Genomic DNA, 13,726 nt, shown 5'->3' with positions numbered 1-13,726 from the left:
TCTACCGGCTTTTCATCAACATTGAACAGGCGGCTTTGAAGGCTTCATGCTGATACTTGTTCAGCGTCTCCGGCAGCGCAAAGTCAAACTTCTTGTTCTGCGCATTAATCGTCTGCGGCGACAGCAACGTCACCTCGCAACTCTCCAGCAACTGAAAAACGCCCTCGATCTTGAACGTGGTCGGCCCACCGGCAAATTCACCTTTCTTGCTTCGCTTCTTGATCGTGATCCGGTCGATGGAATTCTCACGCACAAACGACGCCACCTGAGCGGCAAAGACTTTGACGTTGGCGGCTTCGTCGTCATCGTCGAGGGCGATTTTCTTGGTGGCCAGGGCGACGTGGCTCAGCGTCTGACCGTCCAGCGAGGCCACGGCGATGATCGCTTCGCTGCCTTTGATTTCGATGCCGCAGATTTTCATTTCGATCCCTTTCACAAATGGTGGTGTGCAGCCTACAGCTCAAGTTGATTGGCCGTGATGCCAAACGCCGCGGCAATTTTCTCGCGGGTGGCCTTGCGAGGCTTCGCGACCGTCTCTTGCTGGGCAAAAGCAGGTTGAGAAATGCCCATGCGTTTGGCCACTTCGTCCTGGGTAAGGTTCAGATGTTCACGCCAGGCACGTATCGGAGTCGCGCCGTCGACAATACGGCTGACCACTTCATGGGGAATCAGATCGGGCTCAATCTTCTGCGCCACATATTGCGCGTAGGGAATGACTACAAACGCAGGATTCCCCTCTGCGTCGTTGATGATTTGAACGTCAGTAGGTGCGTTCATCGCGTTTTTTGACCTCTTGAATACTGACCACTTTGATTGCGCCATCCCAGTCGAACATGACTCGATAGTTACCCACTCGAAGTCGATAGGCGTAGTCATGGCCGACCAGTGCTTTGACATTGCTTATATCAGGCATGTCAGTTAGCACCGTGACGGCATCACGAACCTGGATCTGGTGAGCGGAATGCAATTTCAGAAGCTGCTTAACGGCCTTTCGAGTCCAGTGAATGCTGTTCATGGGAGAATATAAGTCTTTTATAAGATTTTCCAATCTTTACTTATAACTCTCAGTCGGCCAATTAACGAAGCGTGTCGGGATGTTGCCCGGGCTACAGGGTCTGCTGCGAGGTGCTGGGAGTGCTGTCGGCTAAGTCGGCGATGTTTGTAGGAAACAGCATTTCTGAGGATCGAAAGCCGGAGACGGTGCCAGCGTCCGACGGAAATTCAGGATCACTCCTGCCCAATCGACTCCAAAAACTCCGACCGCTCATCACTCATCCGCGCCACGCAATCATTCTGCGCAATAGTGAACGCCTTGCTACCGCTGGTCGCCGGAAACGCTTCTACCGCGCAATCCGCATCCCGGGTCTTCAGCCATTGCTGCTGCGCAGCCTTGAGCTTGGCGGTGATGTCGGTCAGTTGCGCCGGGTTCTTGCCGTAGGCCGTCTGCATGCGCTCGTTCAGGCTTTGGTAGTTGTCTTTGAGCAGGTCTTCGGCGGTGGTTCTGCTGTAGGCGGAGCACTCCAGGGTCTGGACGTCGTTTTCGACCTTGTCGCAGGGGTTGTCGTCAGCCTCTTCAGCCGCGTGTACGCCGGTCGCTATCAGTGCCAAAGCCAGGAAGATCGTTCTCATTGCGACGCAGCCCCTATTTTTTCAGTGCCAATTCAGTAATGCAGCGAATTCTGGCCCAAGCAGCGGCCCTTGAACAGGTGGGCGATTGCGTCCATCAACGACCCTTTGTCGCGGATTGACGCTTTCGGCAAACCCCCTGTCGTTTTTGCACCCGGCTGCCCCGGTCCTCAGGCATATGCTGGCCCCAAAGCGCCGGCACACGATTCGGCGCATGAATCGCTAATAGGGGACAGCCTGATGAGCCCAGCCGAATTGCACGCCGACAGCATCGTTATCGACGGGCTGATTATTGCCAAGTGGAACCGTGAGCTGTTCGAAGACATGCGCAAGGGCGGCCTGACCGCAGCCAACTGCACCGTGTCGGTGTGGGAGGGCTTCCAGGCCACCGTCAACAACATCGCCGCCAGCCAGAAACTGATCCGCGAGAACAGCGACCTGGTGATTCCGGTGCGCACCACCGCCGATATCCGCAAGGCCAAGGAGCAGGGCAAGACCGGCATCCTCTTCGGCTTCCAGAATGCCCACGCGTTTGAAGACCAGATTGGCTACGTCGAGGTGTTCAAACAGCTCGGCGTCGGTATCGTGCAGATGTGCTACAACACCCAGAACCTGGTCGGTACCGGCTGCTACGAGCGTGATGGCGGCCTGTCGGGTTTCGGTCGCGAGATCGTTGCCGAGATGAACCGCGTCGGCGTCATGTGCGACCTGTCCCACGTCGGCTCGAAAACCTCCGAAGAAGTCATTCTCGAATCGAAAAAACCGGTGTGCTACTCCCACTGCCTGCCGTCGGGTCTGAAAATCCACCCGCGCAACAAGTCCGATGAAGAGCTGAAGTTCATCGCCGATCACGGCGGTTTCGTCGGTGTGACCATGTTTGCGCCGTTCCTGGCCAAGGGCATCGATTCGACCATCGACGACTACGCCGAAGCTATCGAATACACCATGAATATTGTCGGCGAAGACGCCATCGGCATCGGCACCGACTTCACCCAGGGCCATGGCCAGGACTTCTTCGAATACCTGACCCATGACAAGGGCTACGCACGCCGCCTGACCAGCTTCGGCAAGATCATCAACCCGCTGGGCATCCGCACCGTCGGCGAGTTCCCGAACCTGACCGAAACCCTGCTCAAGCGCGGCCATTCCGAGCGCGTGGTCCGCAAGATCATGGGCGAGAACTGGGTGAACGTCTTGAAAGACGTTTGGGGCGAATAAGCCGCCGCACCTGACGAATCCTTTCCCCCGGCCATCCGCGCCGGGGGCAACACCCAAATTTTTCTGGAGTTAAGTTTCCATGGCCAAGATCGCCCCGCAATTGCCAATCGAAGTCGACAGCGAAACCGGTGTCTGGACCTCCGACGCCCTGCCAATGCTGTACGTACCGCGTCACTTCTTCGTCAACAACCACATGGGCATTGAGGAAGTGCTGGGCGCCGAAGCCTACGCCGAGATCCTCTACAAGGCTGGCTACAAATCCGCCTGGCACTGGTGCGAAAAAGAAGCTGAATGCCACGGCCTGGAAGGCGTTGCGGTTTTTGAGCATTACATGAAGCGCCTGTCGCAGCGCGGCTGGGGCCTGTTCAAGATCCAGGACATCGACCTCGACAAAGGCACCGCCAGCGTCAAGCTCGAACACTCGGCGTTCGTCTACGTGTACGGCAAGGTCGGGCGCAAGGTCGATTACATGTTCACCGGCTGGTTTGCCGGTGCCATGGACCAGATTCTGCAAGCCCGCGGCAGCAAGATCCGCACCGTTGCCGAACAGGTTTACGGTGGCTCCGAAGAAGGCCACGACGACGGCCTGTTCACCGTCAAGCCGTTGTAAGTCGAGGAACCCGCCATGGCTTTCGAAGCAATGTTCCAGCCGATCCAGATCGGCAAACTGACCATCCGCAACCGCGTGCTCAGCACCGCGCACGCCGAGGTCTACGCGACCGACGGCGGCATGACCACCGACCGGTACGTCAAGTATTACGAAGAGAAAGCCAAGGGCGGGATCGGCCTGGCGATTTGCGGCGGTTCCTCCAGCGTGGCCATCGACAGCCCGCAAGGCTGGTGGAAGTCGGTCAACCTGGCCGACGACCGGATCATTCCGCACTTCCAGAACCTGGCCGATGCCATGCACAAGCATGGCGCCAAGATCATGATCCAGATTACCCACATGGGCCGTCGTTCCCGTTGGGACGGCGAGCATTGGCCAACCCTGCTGTCGCCGTCGGGCATCCGTGAACCGGTGCACCGTGCGACCTGCAAAACCATCGAGCCGGAAGAAATCTGGCGGGTGATCGGCAACTACGCCAGCGCTGCTGCACGGGCCAAGGCCGGCGGCCTGGACGGCGTTGAATTGTCCGCAGTGCACCAGCACATGATCGACCAGTTCTGGAGCCCACGGGTCAACAAACGTACCGACGAATGGGGCGGCAGCTTCGAGAACCGCATGCGTTTCGGCCTGGAAGTGATCAAGGCTGTACGGGCTGAAGTCGGCCCGGATTTCTGCGTCGGCATCCGTCTGTGCGGTGATGAATTCCACCCGGACGGCTTGTCCCACGAGGACATGAAGCAGATCGCCAAGTACTACGACGACACCGGCATGATCGACTTCATCGGTGTGGTGGGTTCGGGTTGCGACACTCACAACACCCTGGCCAACGTTATCCCGAACATGAGTTATCCACCGGAGCCATTCCTGCATTTGGCGGCCGGTATCAAGGAAGTGGTGAAGGCTCCTGTCCTGCACGCGCAGAACATCAAGGACCCGAACCAGGCAACCCGCATTCTGGAAGGCGGCTACGTGGACATGGTCGGCATGACCCGCGCCCACATCGCCGATCCGCATTTGATCGCCAAGATCAAAATGGGCCAGGTTGACCAGATCAAACAATGCGTCGGCGCCAACTACTGCATCGACCGTCAGTATCAAGGCCTGGACGTGTTGTGCATCCAGAACGCCGCGACGTCCCGTGAATACATGGGCGTGCCGCACATCATCGAGAAATCGACCGGTGTGAAGCGCAAGGTTGTGGTGGTCGGTGCCGGTCCTGCCGGGATGGAAGCTGCGCGTGTGTCAGCTGAACGTGGCCACGACGTGACCCTGTTCGAGAAGAAAGAATTCATCGGCGGGCAGATCACTACCGCGTCGAAAGCCCCGCAACGTGACCAGATCGCCGGTATTACCCGTTGGTTCCAGCTGGAACTGGCGCGTTTGAAAGTTGACCTGCGCCTGGGCGTGGCAGCCGATGCGGCAACCATTCTCGACCTGCGTCCGGACGTGGTGGTACTCGCCGTCGGCGGCCATCCATTCCTGGAGCAGAACGAGCATTGGGGCGCGGCTGAAGGCCTGGTCGTCAGCAGTTGGGACATCCTCGACGGCAAGGTTGCACCGGGCAAGAACGTGCTGGTCTACGACACCATTTGCGAGTTCACCGGGATGTCGACCGCCGACTTCCTCGCCGACAAAGGCAGCCAGGTCGAGATCGTCACTGACGACATCAAGCCGGGCGTAGCGATTGGCGGCACCTCGTTCCCGACTTACTACCGCAGCATGTACCCCAAAGAAGTAATCATGACCGGGGACATGATGCTGGAGAAGGTCTACCGCGAAGGCGACAAGCTGGTGGCGGTGCTGGAAAACGAATATACCGGCGCCAAAGAGGAGCGGGTGGTGGACCAGGTCGTCGTCGAAAACGGCGTGCGTCCGGACGAAGAAATCTACTACGCCATGAAGGAAGGCTCGCGCAACAAAGGCCAGATGGACATCGAAGCCCTGTTCGCGATCAAGCCGCAACCTTCGCTGAGCCAGGCGGGCGACGGCTACTTGCTGTTCCGCATCGGCGACTGCGTGGCACAGCGCAACACCCACGCGGCGATCTATGACGCGCTGCGGTTGTGCAAAGACTTCTAACGGCTTGCACATGACCCTGTGGGAGCGGGCTTGCCCGCGATAGCGGTGGGTCAGTCAATGCAGATGTGACTGACAAAATGCAATCGCGGGCAAGCCCGCTCCCACAGGAACCGAGTCAGGCATCTCGACCTGCAAGACCCCGAGGTCTTTGGGAGCTCCACCATGTTGAACACCCTTCTTCCAATCCTGTTGTTCGCTGCCCTGGGCCTCGCTGTCCTCGGCGCGTTGCGGCGGGTGGCTATGTGGCGCCGAGGCCGGGCTTCGAAAGTCGACCTGATCGGCGGCCTGTTCGCCATGCCCAAGCGCTACATGGTCGACTTGCACCATGTCGTGGCACGGGACAAATACATCGCCAACACCCACGTGGCCACGGCCGGTGGCGCGGTGGCGTCCATCGTGCTGGCGATTCTGGTTCACGGTTTTGGCCTGCATAACCGCATCCTCGGCTACGCGCTGTTGTTGATGACGGTGGTGATGTTCGTCGGTGCGATCTTTGTGTATCTGCGTCGTCGCAACCCACCGGCGCGCCTGTCCAAAGGGCCGTGGATGCGCCTGCCGAAAAGCCTGTTGGCGTTCTCGGCGAGTTTCTTCCTGTTGACCCTGCCAGTCGCTGGCATCCTTCCGGAAAACTTCGGTGGTTGGGTAGTAGCAGCGATCCTCGGCGTCGGTGTGCTGTGGGGCGTTAGCGAACTTTTCTTCGGCATGACCTGGGGCGGGCCGATGAAGCACGCCTTCGCCGGTGCCCTGCACCTGGCCTGGCACCGTCGCGCCGAACGCTTTGGCGGTGGTCGTTCCACCGGTTTGAAACCGCTGGACCTGAACGATCCGAACGCACCGCTGGGGGTGGAAAAACCCAAGGATTTCACCTGGAACCAACTGCTCGGCTTCGACGCCTGTGTGCAGTGCGGTAAATGCGAAGCCGCGTGCCCGGCATTCGCCGCCGGCCAGCCGCTGAACCCGAAAAAACTGATTCAGGACATGGTCGTCGGCCTGGCCGGTGGCACAGACGCCAAGTTCGCCGGTAGTCCGTATCCGGGCAAAGCCATCGGTGAACACGCCGGCAATCCGCATCAACCGATCGTTAACGGTCTGGTAGACGCCGAAACGCTGTGGTCCTGCACCACTTGCCGTGCCTGCGTCGAGGAGTGCCCGATGATGATTGAGCACGTCGATGCCATCGTCGACATGCGCCGCCATCTGACCCTGGAAAAAGGCGCGACCCCGAACAAGGGCGCCGAAGTCCTGGAAAACCTGATTGCCACCGATAACCCGGGCGGTTTCGCCCCGGGCGGGCGGATGAACTGGGCGGCGGACTTGAACCTCAATCTGATGAGCGAGAAGAAATCCGTCGACGTGCTGTTCTGGGTCGGCGACGGTGCCTTCGACATGCGCAACCAGCGCACCTTGCGCGCCTTCGTCAAAGTGCTGAAAGCGGCCAAGGTCGACTTCGCGGTCCTCGGTCTTGAAGAGCGTGACAGCGGTGACGTGGCCCGACGCCTGGGCGACGAAGCCACCTTCCAGTTGTTGGCCAAGCGCAATATCCAGACCCTGGCCAAGTACAGCTTCAACCGCATCGTCACCTGCGACCCGCACAGTTTCCACGTGCTGAAAAACGAGTACGGAGCCTTCGACGGCAACTACCTCGTGCAGCACCACAGCACCTACATGGCGGAAATCATCGGTGCTGGCGCCCTCAATCTCGGCCAGCACAAAGGCAGCAGCGTGACTTATCACGATCCGTGCTACCTCGGCCGCTACAACGGCGAATACGAGGCGCCGCGTGAAGTGCTGCGCGCCCTCGGGATTGAAGTCAAAGAAATGGAGCGTTCCGGTTTCCGTTCGCGCTGCTGCGGCGGCGGTGGCGGTGCGCCGATCACCGACATTCCGGGCAAGCAACGGATCCCCGACATGCGCATGGAAGACATCCGCGAAACCGGCGCCGAACTGGTGGCCGTGGGTTGTCCACAGTGCACCGCGATGCTTGAAGGCGTGGTCGAACCGCGTCCGCTGATCAAGGACATCGCCGAACTGGTGGCCGACGCGTTGCTCGAAGATGCCGCGCCAAGCAAGCCGACCACACCGGCCCAACGTGAACCTGCGGAGGCCCACTGATGAGCGACATTATCCGCCGCGACCCCCGCGCCGAATGGATTGCCCGCAACCGCCTGCACCCGCTGCACGCGGCCATGCAACCGGCTCAACACAGCTGGATGGGCCCCAACGGCGTCATCCGCAAGAACCTGCACGGCATTGGTTTTATCGGCCCCAACGGCATCAAACGGATTGACCGCAGCGGCGCTCAACAGGGCGGGGCGACCAAACGTTCGGCCGCCGTTGAAGTGCAATTGCCGCTGCATCAAGTGCCTGCACCTGCGTTTTACATCAGCGTGGTGCCAGATATGGTCGGTGGCCGCCTGAGCAGCCACGACCGCGATTTGCTCGGCTTGGCCCATCAACTGGCCGGCAAGGACGGCGCGGTATTGGCCGTGGTCTTCGGCGAACACAAGGAAAACGCTTTCGCCACTGCTGGCGTCGATCGCTTGCTAGTGTTGGAAGGCGACGAATTCAGCGGTTATGCACCGGAACAAAGGGTCCAGGGCCTGCGGGCTGTGGATAACCAGTTCAGCCCGCGTCATTGGCTACTGCCGGACAGCCGCAGCGGCGGTGGTGAATTGGGTCGACGCTTTGCCGCTGCACTGGGCGAACGCCCTGCCACACGGGTCTGGCAGGTCAAGGATCAGGAATGCATCGGCCGCGCCGGCGCTGGGTTACAAGACCTTGCACGCCCGGTCGCACGCCTGATTCTGGCCGCCGTCGAATGCGCCGAACCCGTCAGCGAAACCCGTCACGAAGCGTTGCCAGTGGAGTTATCCACAGCCGTCGCACGCAGCTTGTCGCGTATCGAAGATTTGGGCGCAGTGGCAGTGGACCCGGCGGCGATTCCGATGGCCGAAGCCGAGTTCATCTTCTCTGGCGGCAACGGGGTCAAGGACTGGGGACTTTTCCACAAGACCGCCGAAGCGCTGGGCGCCACCGAAGGTGCGTCCCGAGTGGCGGTGGACGATGGCTTCATGGCCCGCGACCGTCAGGTCGGTGCGTCCGGCACCTGGGTTACCGCACGGGTTTACGTGGCGGTGGGGATTTCCGGGGCGATCCAGCACCTGCAAGGCATAGGTGCCTGCGACAAGGTGGTGGCGATCAACCTCGATCCGGGGTGCGACATGATCAAACGGGCCGACCTGTCGGTGATCGGCGAGAGCGCCGAGATTCTTCAAGCCTTGATTGCGGCGGTAGAGGCTTACCGCAACGAAGCCAAGCGCGATGCGGCTTAAGGAAAGGAAAGGGTTATGAGCACGAAAATCATCAGCCTGGTGTCCATCGGCGCCCACCCGACCTCCGGCCGGCCACGTCGCGCGGAGCAGGATGCGCGGGCGGTGGAACTGGGTCTGCAACTGGCTGGGGATAACTTGCAAGTGCTGCATGCCGGTGATGTCGCGGAACCGGCGCTGCGCGCTTATCTGGGCATGGGCCTGGAACAACTGCATGTGCTCGAACAGCCGGAAGGCGCCGATGCATTGCCGGCCTTGACCGCGTATTTGCGTGACGCCGGGGCTCAGGTCGTGCTGACCGGTAGCCAGGCGGAAACCGGTGAAGGCTCGGGCATGTTGCCGTTCCTGCTGGCGGAAAATCTGGGCTGGCCGCTGGTAGTCGGGCTGGCTCAAGTTGAATCCATCGATGGTAATTCAGCACTGGTGCTGCAAGCCTTGCCGCGCGGTCAGCGCCGTCGCCTGAAAGTACGGCTGCCGTTTCTGGCGACTGTGGATAACGCCGCGCCGAAGCCTCGGCAGAGCGCTTACGGCCCGGCGCGGCGCGGGGTGTTGCAGGCGGACGAGGTTGAAGTCATCGACGATGAACTACTGGCCGTCGCCACCCTGCAACCGGCCAAACCACGGCCCAAACGCTTGAAGGTGATCAAGGCCAAGAGCGGCGCCGACCGGATGAAAGCCGCGACGGCCAAGGCCAGTGGTGGCGGTGGGCAAGTGCTCAAGGGCGTGACGGCGCAGGCCGGTGCCGAAGCCATTCTCAAGTTGCTGATCGAAGAAGGCGTGGTTCGCTAACCGAAAATCAGCACATAACCAATGTAGGAGCGAGCCTGCTCGCGAAAGCGGTGGGTCAGTCAACATCCCTGCGGCTGAACGACCGCTTTCGCGAGCAGGCTCGCTCCTACAGGGGGCGGTGTTCCACAGGGGCCGGTGTCACCGACATTTATGGGGAAACAATGACCGTTGAATTCCGTTCGGCAGTGCGCGCCGATGCGCGAGAGATTGCGCGTCTGTTTCAAATCACCTCGGAGGGGGCTGCCGATTACATCTGGAGCCAACTGGCCCAGCCCGGTCAGGATCTGCTGGAGGTCGGCGCCACTCGTTACGCCCGTGACGACGTGGATTTCTCTTGGCAGAACTGCCTGATTGCCGAGGCCGATGGCAACGTCATCGGCATGCTGCACAGCTACGTGATGCGCCACGATCCGCTGGCAGAGCCGACCACCGATCCGGTCCTGGCGCCTTACGCGAAGATGGAAATCCCCGACACGCTCTACATTTCCAGCCTCGCGCTGCATGAAGGCTGGCGCAACCTGGGCCTGGGCAAGCAATTCCTCGCCTATGCCTACGACCGTGCCAACCAGCTCGGGCTCAATGGCTTGAGCCTGATCGACTACGCCGCCAACACCGGCGCTCGCCGGTTTTACGAGCGCCACGGCTTCCGTATCGTCGACACCTGCCAGATCACCCCCCATCCGATGATTCGGGTGACGGGGGAGGCCTACCTGATGTATCGGCCCTAGTGAGCTACATTTCTCTATGAGCGGCCCGATCCGGCAGCAGCGCTAATTCATACAACGCGTTTTCAACAATGGGTTGAACATGAACGCGGTCAGTCGACGTGAGACATGTCTGATCTGTGCCGTGATGGTGTTGTTGGCGGTGTCCACGCTTTCAACGGCGGAGACCAGCAAAGAGCCTGATTTTTACCAATGGCTGGCGTCGGAACCGGGACGAAAAGCCTCTCTGGCGCAGATGAAGCAGCAGTGCGACAAGGTGCTGGCTGCTGATGAGAACCTCAATTGCTCCGTGACCGTTCTGGCCCGAATCTTCGAGGACAAAGCCGCCAATCAGCTTCCCGATTACTACCTGGCAATCAAGCGTCGTCATGCCCGGGCCATCGCCAACGACCCTGAACTCAAGGGGTTGTTTTCCATGTTCGGCAACAAGTCGATCGCGACCTTGCGCACGGTCGGCGATTTTTCCGTGGAAAGAACCCAGCGCCGCGAAGTCCTCGCGATTTACCCTTACCCCACTGACGATTACGTGTCTGACGAAGTGCTGCCCTATATCGATGTCACAGCGGCCAATGGCTTCACGTCACGCTTCATCCTGGACACCGGAGCCCCTCAAACCCGCGTCAACGCCGACACCGCGAAGCTGATGGGGATCACGTTGTTAACCGACTCCCACTACGGCTACAGCACGTTTTACGGTGAGCGCGACCTGTCGGCCAAACTTGGGATCCTCAAGTCGTTGAAGATCGGCGCAAGCGAGTTCAGGAATGTGCTGGTGTTTGTCAGTGACCGGGACAACCTGCTGGGTCTGGACCTGATCGGCAAGTTGGGACGCCTGAAAGTCACGAAGAAAACCCTGGAGCTCAACGCCCGACCTCCCACCGGATGTGATTCACCGATCACCTATACGCGCATGGACATCAATCAACGATTAACCATTGCCGCACGGCTGGATCGTCGGGCGACCCTGGGGATTATCGACACCGGCAATGTGGATTACCTGACGTCCGCCGCGCCGGGCAGCTCTCCCGTTCACGTCGCCGCGAGGCCCAACTACCAAACCTTTCAGGGCGAGTTGAATCTGTCGGGTCATACCGCGCCGGTCACTTATAAACACTACCCGAGCTTCACGATCCCGCCGTCGTTACTGGCGGGGCGCTACGTGCCTTCGATTTTGTTCGGGTGGCGGGCATTCGATGACTATGAGCTCAATCTGGACATCGACGCTGGCTTGTCGTGTTTCAACAGGCGCTGAACGGTTTTACCCACAATCCCTGTTAGCGCTTCTGTGGATAACGTGTTCGCCCTTCGCTGCACCCCATACAAAACAAGCCCTGCAAGCCTTCGTACAAAAAACAACCAGGCTAACTTGCGGTTTTTCCACGCTTTTTCCAGAGGATAACTTTGTACGCCCGCCAATACTTGCCCCCAATCTCTGTTAGCGTATCTGTGGATAAGATGTTCGCTGTCCTCTACAGGCTATATAAACCGGGCTTATTCGGCAGGTGATTAAAAAACGATCAAATCAACGGTTTTGGGTTGTAAACCACTTGCAAACCCTGAAATTTCGCGGTTTTCAAGGGTTTTCCACAGATCCGGTAAAGTTGCCCCCAAAGTCTGTTGGCGCTTCTGTGGATAAGGTGTTCGCCATCCGCTGCAAGCCACGTATAACGTGCCTTACAAGCTATAGATCAAAAAACAACCAATCGCTGTTCAAAACCCTGCTTCTGGATAAGTCACGGTTTTTATTCACTTTATGAAGAGAAAGATTTGAGCAAATCCACACTTGTCCCCATTTGCTGTGGGCGAAGGTGTGGATAACTTGTTTGCGAACCTCTACAGCCCCATGCCAGTGGCAGCTCTAAAGCGATTGGTCGAAATTTGAACAATAAAAAAACCGCGAAACATGTTCGCGGTTTTTTGTCTCAGCGGATCGGTCAGCCTTGAACCGGAACGCCTTTGAGGTAAGGCGCAGGCTCGGCCCCGAGGTTGTTCAGCAGACGCTCGCTGTACCAGTCCACAAAGTTCACCACGCCAAACTCATAGGTCTTCGAGTAAGGCCCTGGCTGGTACGCCGTGGAGTTGATCCCGCGCTGGTTCTCTTCAGCCAGACGACGGTCCTGGTCGTTGGTCGCATCCCAGACCTGACGCATGCGATCCACGTCGTAGTCCACACCTTCAACCGCATCCTTGTGCACGATCCACTTGGTGGTGACCATGGTTTCCTGAGCGCTGATCGGCCACACCGTGAACACGATGATGTGGTCGCCCATGCAGTGGTTCCACGAGTGCGGCAGGTGCAGGATGCGCATCGAGCCCAGGTCCGGGTTCTTGATGCGGCCCATGAGTTTGGCGCAGCCCTGTTTGCCGTCCAGGGTCATCGACACGGTGCCCTTGAGCAGCGGCATGCGCACGATGCGGTTACGCAGGCCGAAGCTGGCGTGGGCGTAAGGAATCTTCTCGGCTTCCCAGGCAGCGGCGGAGGCGGCGACGTGGTCCTTGAAGGCCTGGTCGGCACGCGGGTCGGTAACGTCATCCCATTCCAGCAGGGTTTTCAGCAGCTCCGGGTGCGACGCGTTGCAGTGGTAGCACTCGCGGTTGTTTTCCAGCACCAGTTTCCAGTTGGCCTTTTCCATCAAGGTGGTGGTAATCGCCACCTTGGTGTTCTCCATGTCGTACGGTTCCATGTAATGGTTCAGCGTCGACAGGAAGTCATCAATGGCTGGCGGATTTTCCGACAGGCTGATGAAGATGTAGCCGCCGGCCGTCTTCACGTTCACCGGCTTGAGGCCGTACTGCTTCATGTCGAAGTCGGCGCCCATCTCGGTGCCGGCGAACAACAGGCGACCGTCCAGTTCATACGTCCACTGGTGGTAATGGCAGACCAGCTTGGCGACCTTGCCTTTTTCACTGGTGCACAGCCGCGAACCGCGGTGACGGCAGACGTTGTGGAACGCATGGATCACGCCTTCGGCGCCGCGAATCACGATGATCGGGTTCTTGCCGACTTGCAGGGTCAGGTAGTTGCCCTTGGTCGGGATTTCGCAGGCCATGCCGGCGATCAACCACTCTTTCTGGAAGATCTCCTGCATATCGATATCAAACAGCCGCTCGTCAGAGTAAAACGGCTGCGGCAGCGAGAAAGTGCGCTCGCGCTCTTGCAGCATCTGCGCGGTGGCCTTGCGTGCGGGTTCCAGCGGATCGCCCAGGCTGATTTTTGCGGTGACGTCCATCGATTTGATCCTCAAGGCCATTCTGTGTGGCCGGCGAAAGTGGCTAATCAGGTTTGCTACGCAAGGTGTAAAGATTGTGTCTTGGTATGGAGCGAGTGTGGGGCCGGCGCTGGGCAGAACCTT

13 protein-coding genes are annotated in these 13,726 nt (G+C 59.4%); 8 read left to right on the top strand and 5 right to left on the bottom strand.

The window, feature by feature from the left end:
• Position 1: 1 nt before the first annotated feature.
• The 4 genes from ACA053_RS26970 to ACA053_RS26955 all read right to left on the bottom strand — a co-directional run bounded on the left by ACA053_RS26970 (position 2) and on the right by ACA053_RS26955 (position 1,629).
• Positions 2–421, bottom strand: coding sequence for a DUF3010 family protein (locus ACA053_RS26970; protein WP_497314175.1), 420 nt, complete (start codon positions 419–421; stop codon positions 2–4).
• A gap of 32 nt (positions 422–453) precedes the next feature.
• The gene (locus ACA053_RS26965) at positions 454–777 is read right to left on the bottom strand and encodes a helix-turn-helix domain-containing protein (RefSeq protein WP_027926651.1); all 324 of its coding nucleotides are present in this window, start codon (positions 775–777) and stop codon (positions 454–456) included.
• Positions 761–1,015: a type II toxin-antitoxin system RelE family toxin gene (locus ACA053_RS26960; protein ID WP_497314173.1), complete on the bottom strand. Its 255-nt coding sequence runs from the start codon at positions 1,013–1,015 to the stop codon at positions 761–763. The genes ACA053_RS26965 and ACA053_RS26960 overlap by 17 nt, the downstream gene beginning before the upstream one ends.
• A gap of 212 nt (positions 1,016–1,227) precedes the next feature.
• Positions 1,228–1,629: a lysozyme inhibitor LprI family protein gene (locus ACA053_RS26955; protein WP_094470273.1), complete on the bottom strand. Its 402-nt coding sequence runs from the start codon at positions 1,627–1,629 to the stop codon at positions 1,228–1,230.
• 237 nt (positions 1,630–1,866) lie between these two features.
• Between ACA053_RS26955 and ACA053_RS26950 the strand changes: the two genes are divergently transcribed.
• From ACA053_RS26950 to ACA053_RS26915, 8 genes are all read left to right on the top strand, one after another.
• Positions 1,867–2,844, top strand: coding sequence for a dipeptidase (locus ACA053_RS26950; RefSeq protein ID WP_008033250.1), 978 nt, complete (start codon positions 1,867–1,869; stop codon positions 2,842–2,844).
• 79 nt (positions 2,845–2,923) lie between these two features.
• Positions 2,924–3,454, top strand: a complete 531-nt coding sequence (locus tag ACA053_RS26945) for a DUF5943 domain-containing protein (RefSeq protein ID WP_007947752.1) — start codon at positions 2,924–2,926, stop codon at positions 3,452–3,454.
• 15 nt (positions 3,455–3,469) lie between these two features.
• Positions 3,470–5,530, top strand: coding sequence for a dimethylglycine demethylation protein DgcA (dgcA, locus tag ACA053_RS26940; RefSeq protein WP_008151900.1), 2,061 nt, complete (start codon positions 3,470–3,472; stop codon positions 5,528–5,530).
• Between the two features lie 162 nt (positions 5,531–5,692).
• Positions 5,693–7,642, top strand: coding sequence for a dimethylglycine demethylation protein DgcB (dgcB, locus tag ACA053_RS26935; RefSeq protein WP_497394072.1), 1,950 nt, complete (start codon positions 5,693–5,695; stop codon positions 7,640–7,642).
• Positions 7,642–8,862, top strand: a complete 1,221-nt coding sequence (gene etfA, locus ACA053_RS26930; RefSeq protein WP_497314169.1) for an electron transfer flavoprotein subunit alpha — start codon at positions 7,642–7,644, stop codon at positions 8,860–8,862. The genes dgcB and etfA overlap by 1 nt, the downstream gene beginning before the upstream one ends.
• A 15-nt stretch (positions 8,863–8,877) precedes the next feature.
• Positions 8,878–9,648 (top strand): electron transfer flavoprotein subunit beta, encoded by a 771-nt coding sequence (etfB, locus tag ACA053_RS26925; protein WP_415758825.1) that lies wholly within the window; start codon positions 8,878–8,880, stop codon positions 9,646–9,648.
• A 161-nt stretch (positions 9,649–9,809) separates the two neighbouring features.
• Entirely contained in the window at positions 9,810–10,376 is a 567-nt protein-coding gene (locus tag ACA053_RS26920) for a GNAT family N-acetyltransferase (RefSeq protein ID WP_497394071.1), read from the top strand.
• Positions 10,377–10,455: 79 nt separating this feature from the next.
• On the top strand, positions 10,456–11,625 hold the full coding sequence (locus ACA053_RS26915) for a retropepsin-like aspartic protease (protein WP_497394070.1): 1,170 nt from the start codon (positions 10,456–10,458) through the stop codon (positions 11,623–11,625).
• Between the two features lie 682 nt (positions 11,626–12,307).
• Here the strand turns inward: ACA053_RS26915 and gbca are convergent.
• On the bottom strand, positions 12,308–13,603 hold the full coding sequence (gbca, locus tag ACA053_RS26910) for a glycine betaine monooxygenase oxygenase subunit (protein WP_109635436.1): 1,296 nt from the start codon (positions 13,601–13,603) through the stop codon (positions 12,308–12,310).
• Positions 13,604–13,726: the final 123 nt, after the last annotated feature.

The organism is Pseudomonas sp. LBUM1672, from assembly GCF_059695655.1.
Note: the sequence above shows the minus strand (reverse complement) of the source record. Positions and strands in the feature narration are given on the sequence as shown.